Here is a 13,643-nt window from a genome sequence, read left to right on the forward strand (position 1 = left end):
TGACGTTCCAGGCCCGAGTTCGAGCCGCCTGGGCTCGCCGCCGCCGCATAGCCCGCAAGTGCCGGGAGTTTGCGGGCGCCGGCGACGCAGGTGGCCGTTTGCATTTGTCAGCGCTTTCCCAGCGCGCCCCGCGAATAGATTCCGCACCTACTGGCTCCGAGCCAACGAGGAACTGCATGACCGCCAAAAAGACCGCGTCCAAGGCCGCCGCCGCAGAAACCGAAGAAGTCAAGAAGCCGGCCGCGAAGGCCGCCGCCAAGACCACCAAAGCCGCCACCGCGTCCACCGACGACGCCAAGCCCAAGCGCGGCCGCAAGCCCAAGGCCGAGACCGAGTCGAAGAAGCCCGCCGGCAAGGCCAAGGTCGAGGAAGAGGACGAGGACTTCAGCGACGTGGACGCGGACGCCGACGGCGAGGTCGAAGGCGAGGCCGACGCGGAAGTCGAGACCGTCGAGGTTGAGGAGGTCGGCGAGGACAAGCCCAAGGCCAAGCCGCTGCGCATGAAGGTCAGCCGCGCCAAGGAGCGCGCGCTGATGCGCGAGTTCGGCCTGGACGAGACCGCGCTGACCGAAGAGGAAGTCGCCAAGCGCCGCCAGGAGCTCAAGACCCTCATCAAGATGGGCAAGACGCGGGGTTTCCTGACGCATCAGGAAATCAACGACCACCTGCCCGAGAAGCTGATCAACGAGGAAATCCTCGAGGCGATCGTGTCGATGCTCAACGACATGGGCATCGCCGTGTACGAGCAGGCGCCCGACGCCGCCACGCTGCTGATCCAGGGCTCGACCTCGCCCACGGCCACCGAGGAGGAAGCGGAAGAAGCCGCGGAAGCCGCGCTGTCGACCGTCGATTCCGAATTCGGCCGCACGACCGACCCGGTGCGCATGTACATGCGCGAGATGGGCACCGTCGAGCTGCTGACCCGCGAGGGGGAGATCGAGATCGCCAAGCGCATCGAAGGCGGCCTGCAGGCGATGATGCTGGCCATCTCCGCCTCCCCGACGACGATCGCCGAGATCCTGGCCATGGCCGCCAAGATCCGCGCCGGCGAGATGCAGATCTCGGAAGCCGTGGACGGCTTCGTCTCCGATGACGAGGCGGACGACTACGTCGCGGAAGAGGACTTCGACGAGTTCGACGAAGAGGACGACGACGACGGCGCCGGCGGCTCCAAGGCGCTGACCAAGAAGCTGGAAGAGCTCAAGAACGCCGCGCTGGCGAAGCTGGACTCGCTGGCCGCGAACTTCGACAAGATGCGCAAGGCCTTCGAGAAGGACGGCTACAAGTCGGCCAACTACAACAAGGCCCAGACGGCCATCAGCGCCGAGCTGATGACGATCCGCTTCACCGTCAAGACGATCGAGAAGCTGTGCGACATCCTGCGCTCGCAGGTGGACGACGTGCGCCGCTTCGAGCGCGAGATCCGCAAGATCGTCGTGGACAAGTGCGGCATGCCGCAGGAACACTTCATCAAGACCTTCCCGCCCAACGTGCTGAACCTGCAGTGGGCCGAGAAGGAAGTGGCCTCGGGCAAGCCGTACGCGAACATCATGTCGCGCAACCTGCCGGCCATCCAGGAGCTGCAGCAGAAGCTGATCGACATCCAGGGCAAGGCCGTGGTGCCGCTGGACGACCTCAAGGGCATCAACAAGCGGATGAACGAGGGCGAGAAAGCCTCGCGCGACGCGAAGAAGGAAATGATCGAGGCCAACCTGCGCCTGGTCATCTCGATCGCCAAGAAGTACACCAACCGCGGGCTGCAGTTCCTGGACCTGATCCAGGAAGGCAACATCGGCCTGATGAAGGCGGTGGACAAGTTCGAATATCGCCGCGGCTACAAGTTCTCGACCTACGCGACATGGTGGATCCGCCAGGCCATCACGCGCTCGATCGCGGACCAGGCCCGCACCATCCGCATCCCGGTTCACATGATCGAGACGATCAACAAGATGAACCGCATCTCGCGCCAGCACCTGCAGGAATTCGGCTTCGAGCCGGACGCGCCGACGCTGGCCGAGAAGATGGAGATGCCGGAGGACAAGATCCGCAAGATCATGAAGATCGCGAAAGAGCCGATCTCCATGGAAACGCCGATCGGGGACGACGACGACAGCCACCTGGGCGACTTCATCGAGGACACCAACAACACCGCGCCGATCGAGGCGGCCATGCAGGCCGGCCTGCGCGAGGTGGTGAAGGACATCCTCGACAGCCTGACCCCGCGCGAGGCCAAGGTGCTGCGCATGCGCTTCGGCATCGAGATGAGCACGGACCACACGCTGGAGGAAGTCGGCAAGCAGTTCGACGTCACCCGCGAGCGCATCCGCCAGATCGAAGCCAAGGCGATCCGCAAGCTCAAGCATCCGTCGCGCAGCGACAAGCTGCGCACGTATCTGGACAACCTGTAAATCCCCCTGCCCCCCGGCTGCCGGACGGCAGCCGGACTTCGGGCACCGGGTTTGCCTCATCGACCGGCCACCGTCTTCGGACGCTGGCCGGTTTTTCATTTCGAGGCGCTGTCGCCTGGCGTGTTCCGGCATTCGCCCGCCCGTCGGGGGAGGTGTCGCGCTGGCGCCGATGGCCCCCGGAGCGAGGGCTTATCACCACGCTTGGCCCAGGGTGACGCGGCTACACTGAGACTTCCTTCACACCTCACACCTGCCAGGCCGATGACCCAGATCCGCGAGCGCACCGTCCTGTTTGCCGATTTGCGCGGCAGCACGGCGCTGTTCGAGACACTGGGCAACGCGGAGGCCTCGGGACTGGTGACGCAGACGGTGGCGCTGGTGGGCCAGGCGGTCGACGAGCACCGTGGCGACATCGTCAAGACGCTGGGCGATGGGCTGATGGCCGCGTTCGACAACCCGCGCGACGGCATCAAGGCCGCGATGCGGATGCAGGAACTCCTGATCAGCACCTCCGCGCGCAGCGAGCGCCTGCGGCACACGCACCTGCAGATCGCGCTCGCCAGGGGCGAAGTGGTCGAGATCCATGGCGACTGCTTCGGCGATGCGGTCAATGTCGCGGCGCGGCTGCTGGACCATGCCGGCGACGGCGAGACCGTCGTCACCGCCGAGGTCGTGGTCGGGCTGACCAGCGCGCAGAAGGCGCGCTTCCGCAGCCTGGACCACATCAGCGTGCGCGGCCGGGCCGAGCCGGTCCACATCTACGTGCTGGACCAGGGCCGCGGCGACCCGGCGGCGACGCAGTTCGGCGAGATCGTCCGCAGCGCCGCGCCGGAAGGCATCCGGCTCGTGTGGCAAGACCTGGACCGCGTCTTCGACATCGACCAGATGCCCGTCGTGCTGGGCCGCAGCACGCAGGCGACGTACTGCATCACCGATGTCCGCGTGAGCCGCTCGCATGCGCGCATCGACTGGCAGGGCAGCAGCTTCAGCCTGACCGACCTCAGCTACAACGGCACCTTCGTGCGCTTCGGCGCCGGCGGCCAGACGCTGAGCCTGCGCCGCGGCTCCTGCACGCTGCATGGCGCCGGCGCGATCGGCCTGGGCGGCCCGCCGTCCGAGACGCAGGCGCCGACGGTCCGCTTCGAGGTGCTGCACCTGGCCGAATCCGCCTCCCCGCTGCTGTCGCGGCGCGGGTTCTGAGCGGCCGGCGACTTTCCCGCCGTCCCGCGCGCTCGCGGTCCCGGCCTCCCTCCGCCCCTTTCCGTCCCTTCGATGTCCTTCCGCCCCGAACCCGAACACACCCACGGGCGCGCGCCGACGATCGGCGTGCTGCTGGTCAACCTCGGCACGCCCGACGCGCCGACGCCCGCGGCCACGCGCCGCTACCTGGCGCAGTTCCTGTCCGACCCGCGCGTCATCGAGATCCCCAAGGCCGCCTGGTGGCCGATCCTGCACGGCGTGATCCTGCGCACGCGGCCCGCGAAGTCGGCGCGGAAGTACGCCAGCATCTGGACCAAGGAGGGCTCGCCGCTGATGGTCTGGACGGTGAAGCAGGCCAAGCTGCTGCAGGGCCAGCTCGGCGAGATGGGCCACCGGGTGAAGGTGCTGCCGGCGATGCGCTATGGCAATCCGTCGATCGCGTCGCAGCTCGACGCGCTGCGGGCCGGCGGCGCGACCCGCGTGCTGGTGCTGCCGGCCTATCCGCAGTACTCGGGCGCGACGACGGCGAGCGTCGCCGACGACGTCGCGCGCTGGTCGATGACGCAGCGTCACCTGCCCGAGTTCCGCTTCATCAACCGCTACCACGACGACAAGCGCTACATCGCCGCGCTGGCCGAGAGCGTGCGCGCCCACTGGAAGGCCGAGGGCCGCGGCGAGCTGCTGGTGATGAGCTTCCACGGCATGCCCGCGCGCACGCTCGCGCTGGGCGATCCCTACCACTGCGAATGCCTGAAGACCGGCCGCCTGCTGGCCGAGGCGCTGGGGCTCTCGCACGCGCAGTACAAGGTCACCTTCCAGAGCCGCTTCGGCAAGGCGCGCTGGCTGGAGCCCTACACCGAGCCGACGCTGCGCGAGCTGGCCGGCCGCGGGCTGAAGTCGGTCGATCTCATCTGCCCGGGCTTCTCGGCCGACTGCATCGAGACGCTGGAGGAGATCGACATGGAGGCGCGCGAGGCCTTCCTGCACGGCGGCGGCCAGCGCTTCAGCTACATCCCCTGCCTGAACGATCGGCCCTCGCATGTGCGGGCGCTGGCGGCGATCGCGGAGCAGCACCTGCAAGGCTGGCCGACGGCCGCCGTGACTGATGGGGCCGAGAAGGACGCCCAGGCGGCCGCCCTCGCCCGCCAGCGCGAGGCCGCGATCGCGGCCGGCGCCACGCGCTGAGCGCCGGGCGCGCCGCTCAGCCCAGCGCCACCGCCGCCTGCCGGCGCGCCCGGCGCGCGCCCAGCCACTTCATGACGCGCGGCAGCAGCAGCACGATCGCGACGATGCCCAGCAGGAAGGCGGACATCGGGCGCTCGAAGAACACGCCCCAGTGGCCGCCACCGATGGCCACGCCATTGCGCAGGTGCGCCTCGGCCAGCGGGCCCAGGATCATGCCCACCACCACCGGCGCGGTCGGGAAGTCGAAGCGCCGCATCACCACGCCCAGCAGGCCGATGGCCAGCATCAGGTAGAGGTCGAAGGCGCTCTGGCGCATGCCGTACACGCCGACGGTGGCGAAGATCAGGATGCCGGCGTACAGCGGCGCGCGCGGGATGCGCAGCAGCTTCACCCACAGCCCCACCAGCGGTAGGTTCAGCACCAGCAGCATGACGTTGCCGATGTACAGCGACGCGATCAGCGCCCACACCAGGCCCGACGAGGTCGTGAACAGCTGCGGACCGGCCTGGATGCCGTAGTTCTGCAGCGCCGACAGCAGGATCGCCGCGGTCACCGAGGTCGGGATGCCCAGCGTCAGCAGCGGCACCAGCGTGCCGGTGACGGCCGCGTTGTTGGCGGCTTCCGGACCGGCCACGCCCTCGATGGCGCCGACGGTGCCGAACTCCTCCTTGTGCTTGGAGAGCTTGCGCTCGGTCGCGTAGCTCAGGAAGGTCGGGATCTCGGTGCCGCCGGCGGGGATCACGCCGAAGGGGAAGCCCAGCCCGGTGCCGCGGATCCACGCCGGGATCGAGCGCTTCCACTCCTGGCGCGTCATGTGCACGCGGCCCATGGTGTTCATCGTCAGGTTGCTGCGCCCTTCGTAGAGCGCCACGTACAGCGTCTCGCCGACCGCGAACAGCCCCACCGCCACCAGCACCGTCTCGATGCCGTCCATGAACTCGGGGATGCCGGCGGTGTAGCGGATCTGGCCTGTGATCTGGTCCATGCCGACCAGGCCCATCGCCAGGCCGACGAACAGCGCGGTCATGCCGCGCAGCGTGCTCTGGCCCAGCACCGCGCTGACGGTGGTGAAGGCCAGCAGCATCAGGCAGAAGTACTCCGGCGGGCCCAGCGTCACGGCGAAGTCCGCCAGCACCGGCGCGAACAGCGTCACCAGCACCGTCGCGACCGTGCCGGCGAAGAACGAGCCGATCGCCGCCGTGGCCAGCGCCGCGCCGGCGCGGCCGTGGCGGGCCATCTTGAAGCCCTCGAGCGCGGTCACCATGGTGCCGGTCTCGCCCGGGGTGTTGAGCAGGATGGAGGTGGTCGAGCCGCCGTACATCGCGCCGTAGTAGATGCCGGCGAAGAAGATCATCGACGCGGTCGGGTCGACCTGCGCGGTGATCGGCAGCAGCATCGCCACGGTCACCGCCGGGCCGAGGCCGGGCAGCACGCCGATGGCGGTGCCCAGCGCGCAGCCGACGAAGGCCCACATCAGGTTCACGCCCGAGGCGGCCGTGGCGAAGCCACCCATCAGGTGGGTCCAGAGGTCTTGCATGTCAGGACTCCGGTGGGCTCAGAGCCAGCCGCCGGCCGTGATGGCCGGCAGGTTCAGGGCGAGCAGCTTGTTGAAGAGCCAGAACACCGGGGCCGCGATCAGCAGCCCGGTGATGGCGTCGATGAGGACCTGGCGCGCGCCGCCATGGCCCTTGCCCTCGGCGCGGCGCAGGCCGCGCACGGCCAGCATGAAGCACAGCGTGCAGGCGAGCACGAAGCCGATGGTGGTGATCAGCGCCGCGTTGGCGACCACGCCGCCGGCGACCCACAGGGCCGACAGCCAGTCGGCGCGCGGCGCGCCGGAGGGCGGCTCCATCGAGCGGTAGCCGCCGGTGCGGGCCTCCCATACCAGCCAGGCGCCGCACAGCACCAGCACCGCGGCGACGAACCACGGCAGCGCGTTCGGGCCGATGCCGGCATAGCCCGCGTCGGACGGGATCGCGCTGGCCCCGAAGGCCATCACGCCGCCGACGGCGACCGCCGCGACACCGACAAGGGTTTGATGGAGCGGGCCCGGCGCGGCCTGCTCGATGGAATCAGTCATGGGGAACTCCCGGTCCGAGATCAAACCATGCCGGACTTGTGCATGATCGCGCGCAGCGACGCGAACTCGCGGTCGACGAAGTCCTCGAAGTCCTTGCCGGTCAGCACGGCCGGCGTCCAGCCGTTCTTGTCCAGCGCCTCGGTCCAGGCCTTGGATTTCGTGGCCTTGACGATGTAGTCGATCAGCACCTGGCGCTGCTGCGGCGTGATGCCGGGCGCGCCGTACACGCCGCGCCAGTTGCCGATCTCGACGTTGTAGCCGAGCTCCTTCATCGTCGGGATGTCCAGGCCCTTGAGGCGCTGCGGGGCGGTGATCGCGATCGGGCGCATCTTGCCGCTCTCGATGTAGGGCTGGAACTCGCTGTAGCCGCTGCCGCCGATGGTGACGTTGCCGCCCAGGATCGCGGCCACCGCCTCGCCGCCGCCGCGGAAGGCGACGTAGTTGACCTTGGTCGCGTCGACGCCGACCTCATGCGCCAGCATCGCCGCGGCGATGTGCTCGGTGGCGCCGCGCGAGCCGCCGCCCCACTTCACCGAGCCGGGATCCTTCTTCAGCGCCTCGACCACGTCCTTCATCGTCTTGTAGGGCGAGTTGGCGGGCAGCACGAAGACGTTGTACTCGCTGGTCAGGCGCGCGATCGGCGTGGCCTGCGTCAGGCTCACCGGCTGCTTGCTGGTGATCAGCCCGCCCAGCATCACCGCGCCCATCACCATCATCGCGTTCGGGTCGCCCTTGGCGGCGTTGACGAACTGCGCCAGGCCGATGGCGCCGGCGGCGCCGCCCTTGTTCTCGAAGGTCACCGCGCCCGCGGCGCCGGCGTCCTGCAGCGCCTTGCCCAGCGCGCGGCCGGTCATGTCCCAGCCGCCGCCCGGATTGGCCGGCACGAGGATCTTCAGCGCCGCCGCGGCGCGCGCGCTCAGCGGCAGCCCGGCGGTGGCCAGCGCGGCCAGCGCGGCCGCGGACTTGAGGAACTGGTCTCGACGCATGCTCATGTCTCCTGGGTTGTCGCGCCGGGGCGGAGCTCGCGCCCGGCGTTCGTTGTAGGGGCGCATCCTGCACACGGCGGCTTTCAATCGGCTGTCGCCAAGCTCAGGGTTCACCCTGAGCGGCGGCGGCGCGGCGGCTGTCGGACACTGGCGCGATGAGGCTGTTTTTCGTCGAGGACAACGCGGCGCTGCAGACCACGGTCGCGCGCTCGTTCGAGCGCCGCGGCATCCAGGTGCACGGTTTCGCCGAAGGCCGCCCGGCGCTCGAGCGCTGGCGCGCGCATCCGCCCGACGTGGTGCTGCTGGACCTGTCGCTGCCCGACATGGATGGCCTGGACCTGCTGTCCGCCGCGCGCGCCGCGCAGCTGACGACGCCGGTGATCATCCTCACCGCGCGCGGCACCGTCGGCGACCGCATCCTGGGCCTGAACATCGGCGCCGACGACTACCTGCCCAAGCCCTTCGACCTCGACGAGCTCGAGGCGCGGGTGCGGGCGCTCGCGCGGCGCAGCCGCGGCTCGCCGGGCGCCGCGGGCGCCGCAGGCGGTGTGGGCGCGGCGGCCGCGATGGAGACCGAGGCCTTCTGCGGCCTGCGCGTCGACGCCGACAGCGGCGCGGTCTATCACCTGGGCCTGCCGCTGGACCTGCCGCCGCGCGAGGCCGCGCTGCTGCGCGCGCTGCTGGCGCGGCCCGGCCACGCGGTGGCGAAGGAGCGGCTCACCGGGATCGTCTTCGCCGACGACCTGGACGTGCAGCCCGACGCGGTGGAGGTGGTCGCCTACCGGCTGCGCAAGCGGCTGCCGGCCGGCAGCGTGAAGCTGGTGACGCTGCGCGGGCTGGGCTACCTGCTGAAGGCGGCGGATTGAAGCGCTTCTCGTCCATGCGCAGCCGGCTGCTGGCCGGCATCCTCGTGCCGGTGGGCCTGCTGATCGCGGCCAACGCGCACCGCCTCTACCAGGACGCGCTCAAGGCCATCGACACCGCCTACGACCGCACGCTGCTGGCCTCGGCCAAGACCATCGGCGAGCAGCTCGACGTGGCCGGCACACGCGACGCGCCGCGGCTCGTCTCCGAAGTCCCCTACGCGGCGCTCGAGGCCTTCGAGGCCGACAACCGCAGCCGCATGTTCTATCGCATCACCGGCTTCCAGGGCGAATGGGTCTCGGGCTTCGACGACCTGCCCGCGTGGCGCGGCACGCTGCCGGACCGCGGCGCCTACGCGGCGCTGGTCGATTTCTACGACGACGTCTACCAGGGCGAGCCGATCCGCGTCGCGGTGCTCAAGCAGCCGGTGGCGGGCGAGGCGGGCCTGGGCGTGGCGACCATCCAGGTCGCCGAGACGCTGGAGATCCGCCGCACGCTGGCGCGCCAGGTGCTGGTCTCCACGCTGTGGCGGCAGGCGGCGCTGCTGGCGGTGATCGCGATCGTGGTATGGGGCGTGGTGCTGCTGGCGACGCGGCCGGTGCGCGAGCTCAGCCGCGTCATCGCCGCGCGCGGCGACGACGACGTCAGCCCCATCCCGCTGCCCAGCGTCCCGGCCGAGCTCGCGCCGCTGGTCGCCGCCGTCAACGAGGCCTGGCAGCGCCAGGCCGGGCTGCTCGCGCACCAGAAGCGCTTCGTGCGCGACACCTCGCACCAGCTGCGCACGCCGCTGGCGGTGCTCAAGGCGCAGGTGCAATCGGCGCGGCGCGGCGACCTGCCGGCGGCCCAGGCCATCGACGAGATCGGCGTCACCGTCGACGGCGCGACCGCGCTGGCGAACCAGATGCTCGCGCTGGCCAAGGTCGAGCAGTTGCGCCAGCAGGGCGATCCGCCGCGGCTGGACCTGGCCGGCACCGTGCGCGAGGTCGCGCTGGACCTGGCGCCGCTGATCGCCGATGCCGAGCTCGATTTCGATCTCGCCACCGAGCCCGCGCCGGTGCGCGGCCACGAGTGGGCGCTGCGGGAGCTGGTGCGCAACCTGCTGCACAACGCGCTGCGCCACTGCCCGCACGGCGGCCGCCTGGCGGTGGACCTGCGCGGCGGCGACGCGGTGGTGCTGCGCATCAGCGACAGCGGGCCCGGCATCCCGGCCTCGCTGCGGCCCAAGCTGGGACAGCCGTTCGCGGCGGGACCCAATGGCGGCTCCGGCCTGGGGCTGGCGATCTGCCGCGAGATCGTCGGCTCGCTGGGCGGCACGCTGGCGCTGGACAACCGCGAGCGGGACGGGGTCATCGACGGACTGGACGCCGTGGTCCGGCTGCCTTCGGCAGCATCGACGGATCCCCTGTCGACATAGGACAATCCGCGCCCGATGGCTGCTTCCTCCCGCTCCTCCACCGAACTCGCCGCCCTGCGCCTGGACAAGTGGCTCTGGGCCGCGCGCTTCTACAAGACCCGCTCGATCGCCGTCGAGGAGATCGGCAAGGGCCGCGTGACCGTCAACGGCCAGGCGGCGAAGGCCTCGCGCGACGTGCGCGTCGGGGATCTCATCCAGCTGCGCCAGGGCCAGGTCGACCGCGAGGTCCGCGTCGCCGGCCTGAGCGGCGTGCGCGGCCCCGCGCCGGTGGCCCAGGCGCTGTACGAGGAGACGCCCGCCAGCGCCGCCGCGCGCGAACGCGCCGCCGAGGCGCGCCGGCTCGCCCCCGAGCCGGCCGACACCATCCAGCAGGGCCGCCCCACCAAGCAGGACCGCCGCAAGCTCGCCGAGTGGGACCGCTGGAGCGCCAGCATCGACGAGTGACTGGACATCCCGCGCTTCCCCCTCGCCCCCGGCGGGGGAGAGGGAGTTCATGCCGGCAGCGCTCGCTCCTTCTTACCCCCTCGCCCCAGCGGGGAGAGGGAGGGGAGAGGGGGCTCGTGCCACAGCGCTGCTGCCCTTCGAAGCACCCCCTCTCCCCTGCCCTCTCCCCCCTCGCGGGGGGCGAGGGAGTTCTCGTACGCAGCGGCCGGTGCGGGAGCACAGGGGCGCTAGCAGGCCCCGGGTTTGCCCGCGCCCGGATGTGAAAATCACCCTCTTGAACTTCCGGCCATGGGCCCCAGATGCGGCGGATCGCCCGGCGCAGACCGGGCTCCGCCCTGGGCATAGCAACCATGACGACCGACCACCAACAACCTGACCCGACCCTTGACGAACTGACCCAGCAGGCCGCCGCCGCGGCCGCCGCCTCGGTGCCCGAGACGCTCGAGGCCAAGCTGGCCGATACCGAACGGCGCCTGGCCGAGATGTCCGACGCCTACCTGCGCGCCAAGGCCGAAGTCGAGAACACCCGCCGCCGCGGCGAGGAGGAAGTCTCCAAGGCCCGCAAATTCGCGGTCGAGGGCTTCGCCGACGCGATGCTGCCGGTGATGGACAGCCTCTCGGCCGCGATCGCCCGCCCCGACGCCAGCGTCGAGCAGGTGCTCGAAGGCGTGCATGCCACGCTGCGCCAGCTGCAATCCGCGCTGGAGCGCAACAAGGTGCTGGAGATCAATCCGGCCGCCGGCACGAAGTTCGACCCGCATCAGCACCAGGCGATCTCGATGGTGCCGGCCGAGCAGGACGCCAACACCGTGGTCGGCGTGCTGCAGAAGGGTTTCCTGATCGCCGACCGTGTCCTGCGCCCCGCGCTGGTGACCGTCGCGGCGCCGAAGTAGACCGGCCCTTGAGTAGACCGGCCCTTGAATCCCGGCGAGTTATCCACAGATCAGAAGCATCCCGGAACGATGTTCCAGCCGCCCCGGGGCTGAGCCCCGCGCGCTGACCGTTCCCCCAGTTTTTTCATATTCAGGAGCACCACATGGCTAAGAAGAAGATCATCGGCATCGACCTGGGCACGACCAACTCGTGCGTCGCGGTCATGGAAGGCAACACCACCCGCGTCATCGAGAACGCGGAAGGCGCCCGCACCACCCCGTCGATCATTGCGTACCAGGAAGACGGCGAAGTGCTGGTCGGCGCCTCGGCCAAGCGCCAGGCCGTGACCAACCCGCGCAACACGCTGTACGCGGTCAAGCGCCTGATCGGCCGCAAGTTCTCGGAGAAGGAAGTCCAGAAGGACATCGACCTGATGCCCTACACCATCGCCGCCGCCGACAACGGCGACGCCTGGGTGGAAGTGCGCGGCAAGAAGATGGCGCCCCCGCAGGTCTCCGCGGAAGTGCTGCGCAAGATGAAGAAGACCGCCGAGGACTACCTCGGCGAAGAGGTCACGGAAGCCGTCATCACGGTCCCGGCCTACTTCAACGACGCGCAGCGCCAGGCGACCAAGGACGCCGGCCGCATCGCCGGCCTGGACGTCAAGCGCATCATCAACGAGCCCACCGCCGCGGCCCTGGCCTTCGGCCTGGACAAGCACGGCGCCGGTGACCGCAAGATCGCGGTGTTCGACCTGGGCGGCGGCACCTTCGACATCTCGATCATCGAGATCGCGGACGTCGACGGCGAGAAGCAGTTCGAGGTGCTGTCCACCAACGGCGATACGTTCCTCGGCGGCGAGGACTTCGACCAGCGCATCATCGACTACATCATCGGCGAGTTCAAAAAGGAACAGGGCGTCGACCTGACCAAGGACGTGCTGGCCCTGCAGCGCCTGAAGGAAGCGGCCGAGAAGGCCAAGATCGAGCTGTCGAACTCGTCGCAGACCGACGTCAACCTGCCCTACATCACGGCCGACGCGACCGGTCCGAAGCACCTGAACATCAAGCTGACCCGCGCCAAGCTGGAGTCGCTGGTGGAGGAACTGATCGAGCGCACGATCGCTCCCTGCCGCACGGCGATCAAGGACGCCGGCGTGTCGGTGGGCGAGATCGACGACGTGATCCTGGTGGGCGGCATGTCGCGCATGCCCAAGGTGCAGGAGAAGGTCAAGGAGTTCTTCGGCAAGGATCCGCGCAAGGACGTGAACCCCGATGAGGCCGTGGCCGTGGGCGCCGCGATCCAGGGCCAGGTCCTGGGCGGCGAGCGCACCGACGTGCTGCTGCTGGACGTCACCCCGCTGAGCCTGGGCATCGAGACCCTGGGCGGCGTGATGACGAAGATGATCAAGAAGAACACGACCATCCCGACCAAGTTCAGCCAGACCTTCTCGACCGCCGAGGACAACCAGCCCGCGGTGACCATCAAGGTCTACCAGGGCGAGCGCGAGATGGCGCAGGCCAACAAGAGCCTGGGCGAGTTCAACCTGGAAGGCATCCCGCCGGCGATGCGCGGCACGCCGCAGATCGAGGTGAGCTTCGACATCGACGCCAACGGCATCCTGCACGTGGGCGCGAAGGACAAGGGCACCGGCAAGGAGAACAAGATCACCATCAAGGCGAACTCGGGCCTGTCCGAGGCCGAGATCGAGAAGATGGTGAAGGACGCCGAGGCCAACGCCGCCGAGGACAAGAAGAAGGTCGAGCTGGTGCAGGCCAAGAACCAGGCCGACGGACTGGTGCATTCGGTGCAGAAGTCGCTGGGCGAGCATGGCGACAAGCTCGAGGCTGGCGAGAAGGAGAAGATCGAGGCCGCGATCAAGGACCTTGAGGAAGCCATCAAGGGCGAGGACAAGGCCGACATCGACGCCAAGACCGAAGCGCTGATGACCGCCAGCCAGAAGCTGGGCGAGAAGATGTACGCCGACGCGCAGGCGGCCCAGGCCGCCGCGGGCGCGGCCGGTGCGGCCGGCGGCGCGCAGGCCGGGCACGCGGAAGCGGCCGGCGCGCAGCAGCCCTCGTCCAAGCCGGCCGACGACAACGTCGTCGACGCCGAGTTCAAGGAAGTCAAGGACTCCAAGTAAGCCGCGCCTGCCGACAACGTCGGCATCGCGATCGGCAATCGCTGTC

General features: G+C 69.7%; 11 protein-coding genes. 8 read left to right on the plus strand and 3 right to left on the minus strand.

Features of this window, described 5'->3' with window-relative positions; genetic code table 11:
• Positions 1-176 precede the first annotated feature (176 nt).
• The 3 genes from rpoD to hemH all read left to right on the plus strand — a co-directional run bounded on the left by rpoD (position 177) and on the right by hemH (position 4,793).
• Positions 177-2,408: an RNA polymerase sigma factor RpoD gene (rpoD, locus tag ACEN96_RS20315; RefSeq protein ID WP_495584876.1), complete on the plus strand. Its 2,232-nt coding sequence runs from the start codon at positions 177-179 to the stop codon at positions 2,406-2,408.
• 261 nt (positions 2,409-2,669) lie between these two features.
• Positions 2,670-3,608: an adenylate/guanylate cyclase domain-containing protein gene (locus tag ACEN96_RS20320; protein ID WP_495584877.1), complete on the plus strand. Its 939-nt coding sequence runs from the start codon at positions 2,670-2,672 to the stop codon at positions 3,606-3,608.
• Positions 3,609-3,680: 72 nt separating this feature from the next.
• A complete protein-coding gene (hemH, locus tag ACEN96_RS20325) occupies positions 3,681-4,793 on the plus strand; it encodes a ferrochelatase (RefSeq protein ID WP_495584878.1) in 1,113 nt (370 codons plus the stop codon).
• A 16-nt stretch (positions 4,794-4,809) separates the two neighbouring features.
• Here the strand turns inward: hemH and ACEN96_RS20330 are convergent, their stop codons facing one another.
• The 3 genes from ACEN96_RS20330 to ACEN96_RS20340 are packed head-to-tail and all read right to left on the minus strand — an operon-like array spanning position 4,810 to position 7,859.
• Positions 4,810-6,330: a tripartite tricarboxylate transporter permease gene (locus ACEN96_RS20330; protein WP_495584879.1), complete on the minus strand. Its 1,521-nt coding sequence runs from the start codon at positions 6,328-6,330 to the stop codon at positions 4,810-4,812.
• 18 nt (positions 6,331-6,348) lie between these two features.
• Positions 6,349-6,873, minus strand: coding sequence for a tripartite tricarboxylate transporter TctB family protein (locus tag ACEN96_RS20335; protein WP_495584880.1), 525 nt, complete (start codon positions 6,871-6,873; stop codon positions 6,349-6,351).
• 20 nt (positions 6,874-6,893) lie between these two features.
• Positions 6,894-7,859: a Bug family tripartite tricarboxylate transporter substrate binding protein gene (locus ACEN96_RS20340; protein ID WP_495588649.1), complete on the minus strand. Its 966-nt coding sequence runs from the start codon at positions 7,857-7,859 to the stop codon at positions 6,894-6,896.
• Positions 7,860-8,014: 155 nt separating this feature from the next.
• Here ACEN96_RS20340 and ACEN96_RS20345 point away from each other — a divergent pair, with 155 nt between their 5' ends.
• From ACEN96_RS20345 to dnaK, 5 genes are all read left to right on the plus strand, one after another.
• Positions 8,015-8,725 (plus strand): response regulator transcription factor, encoded by a 711-nt coding sequence (locus tag ACEN96_RS20345; RefSeq protein ID WP_495584881.1) that lies wholly within the window; start codon positions 8,015-8,017, stop codon positions 8,723-8,725.
• Positions 8,722-10,137 carry a sensor histidine kinase gene (locus tag ACEN96_RS20350; RefSeq protein WP_495584882.1) on the plus strand — a complete coding sequence of 472 codons (1,416 nt, stop codon included), beginning with the start codon at positions 8,722-8,724 and terminating at the stop codon, positions 10,135-10,137. The genes ACEN96_RS20345 and ACEN96_RS20350 overlap by 4 nt, the downstream gene beginning before the upstream one ends.
• A gap of 15 nt (positions 10,138-10,152) precedes the next feature.
• Positions 10,153-10,581, plus strand: a complete 429-nt coding sequence (locus ACEN96_RS20355) for an RNA-binding S4 domain-containing protein (protein ID WP_495584883.1) — start codon at positions 10,153-10,155, stop codon at positions 10,579-10,581.
• 350 nt (positions 10,582-10,931) lie between these two features.
• Entirely contained in the window at positions 10,932-11,474 is a 543-nt protein-coding gene (gene grpE / locus ACEN96_RS20360; protein WP_495584884.1) for a nucleotide exchange factor GrpE, read from the plus strand.
• A gap of 143 nt (positions 11,475-11,617) precedes the next feature.
• Positions 11,618-13,597: a molecular chaperone DnaK gene (gene dnaK, locus ACEN96_RS20365; protein WP_495584885.1), complete on the plus strand. Its 1,980-nt coding sequence runs from the start codon at positions 11,618-11,620 to the stop codon at positions 13,595-13,597.
• Positions 13,598-13,643: the final 46 nt, after the last annotated feature.

This window comes from Roseateles sp. Mitsp63 (assembly GCF_059491535.1).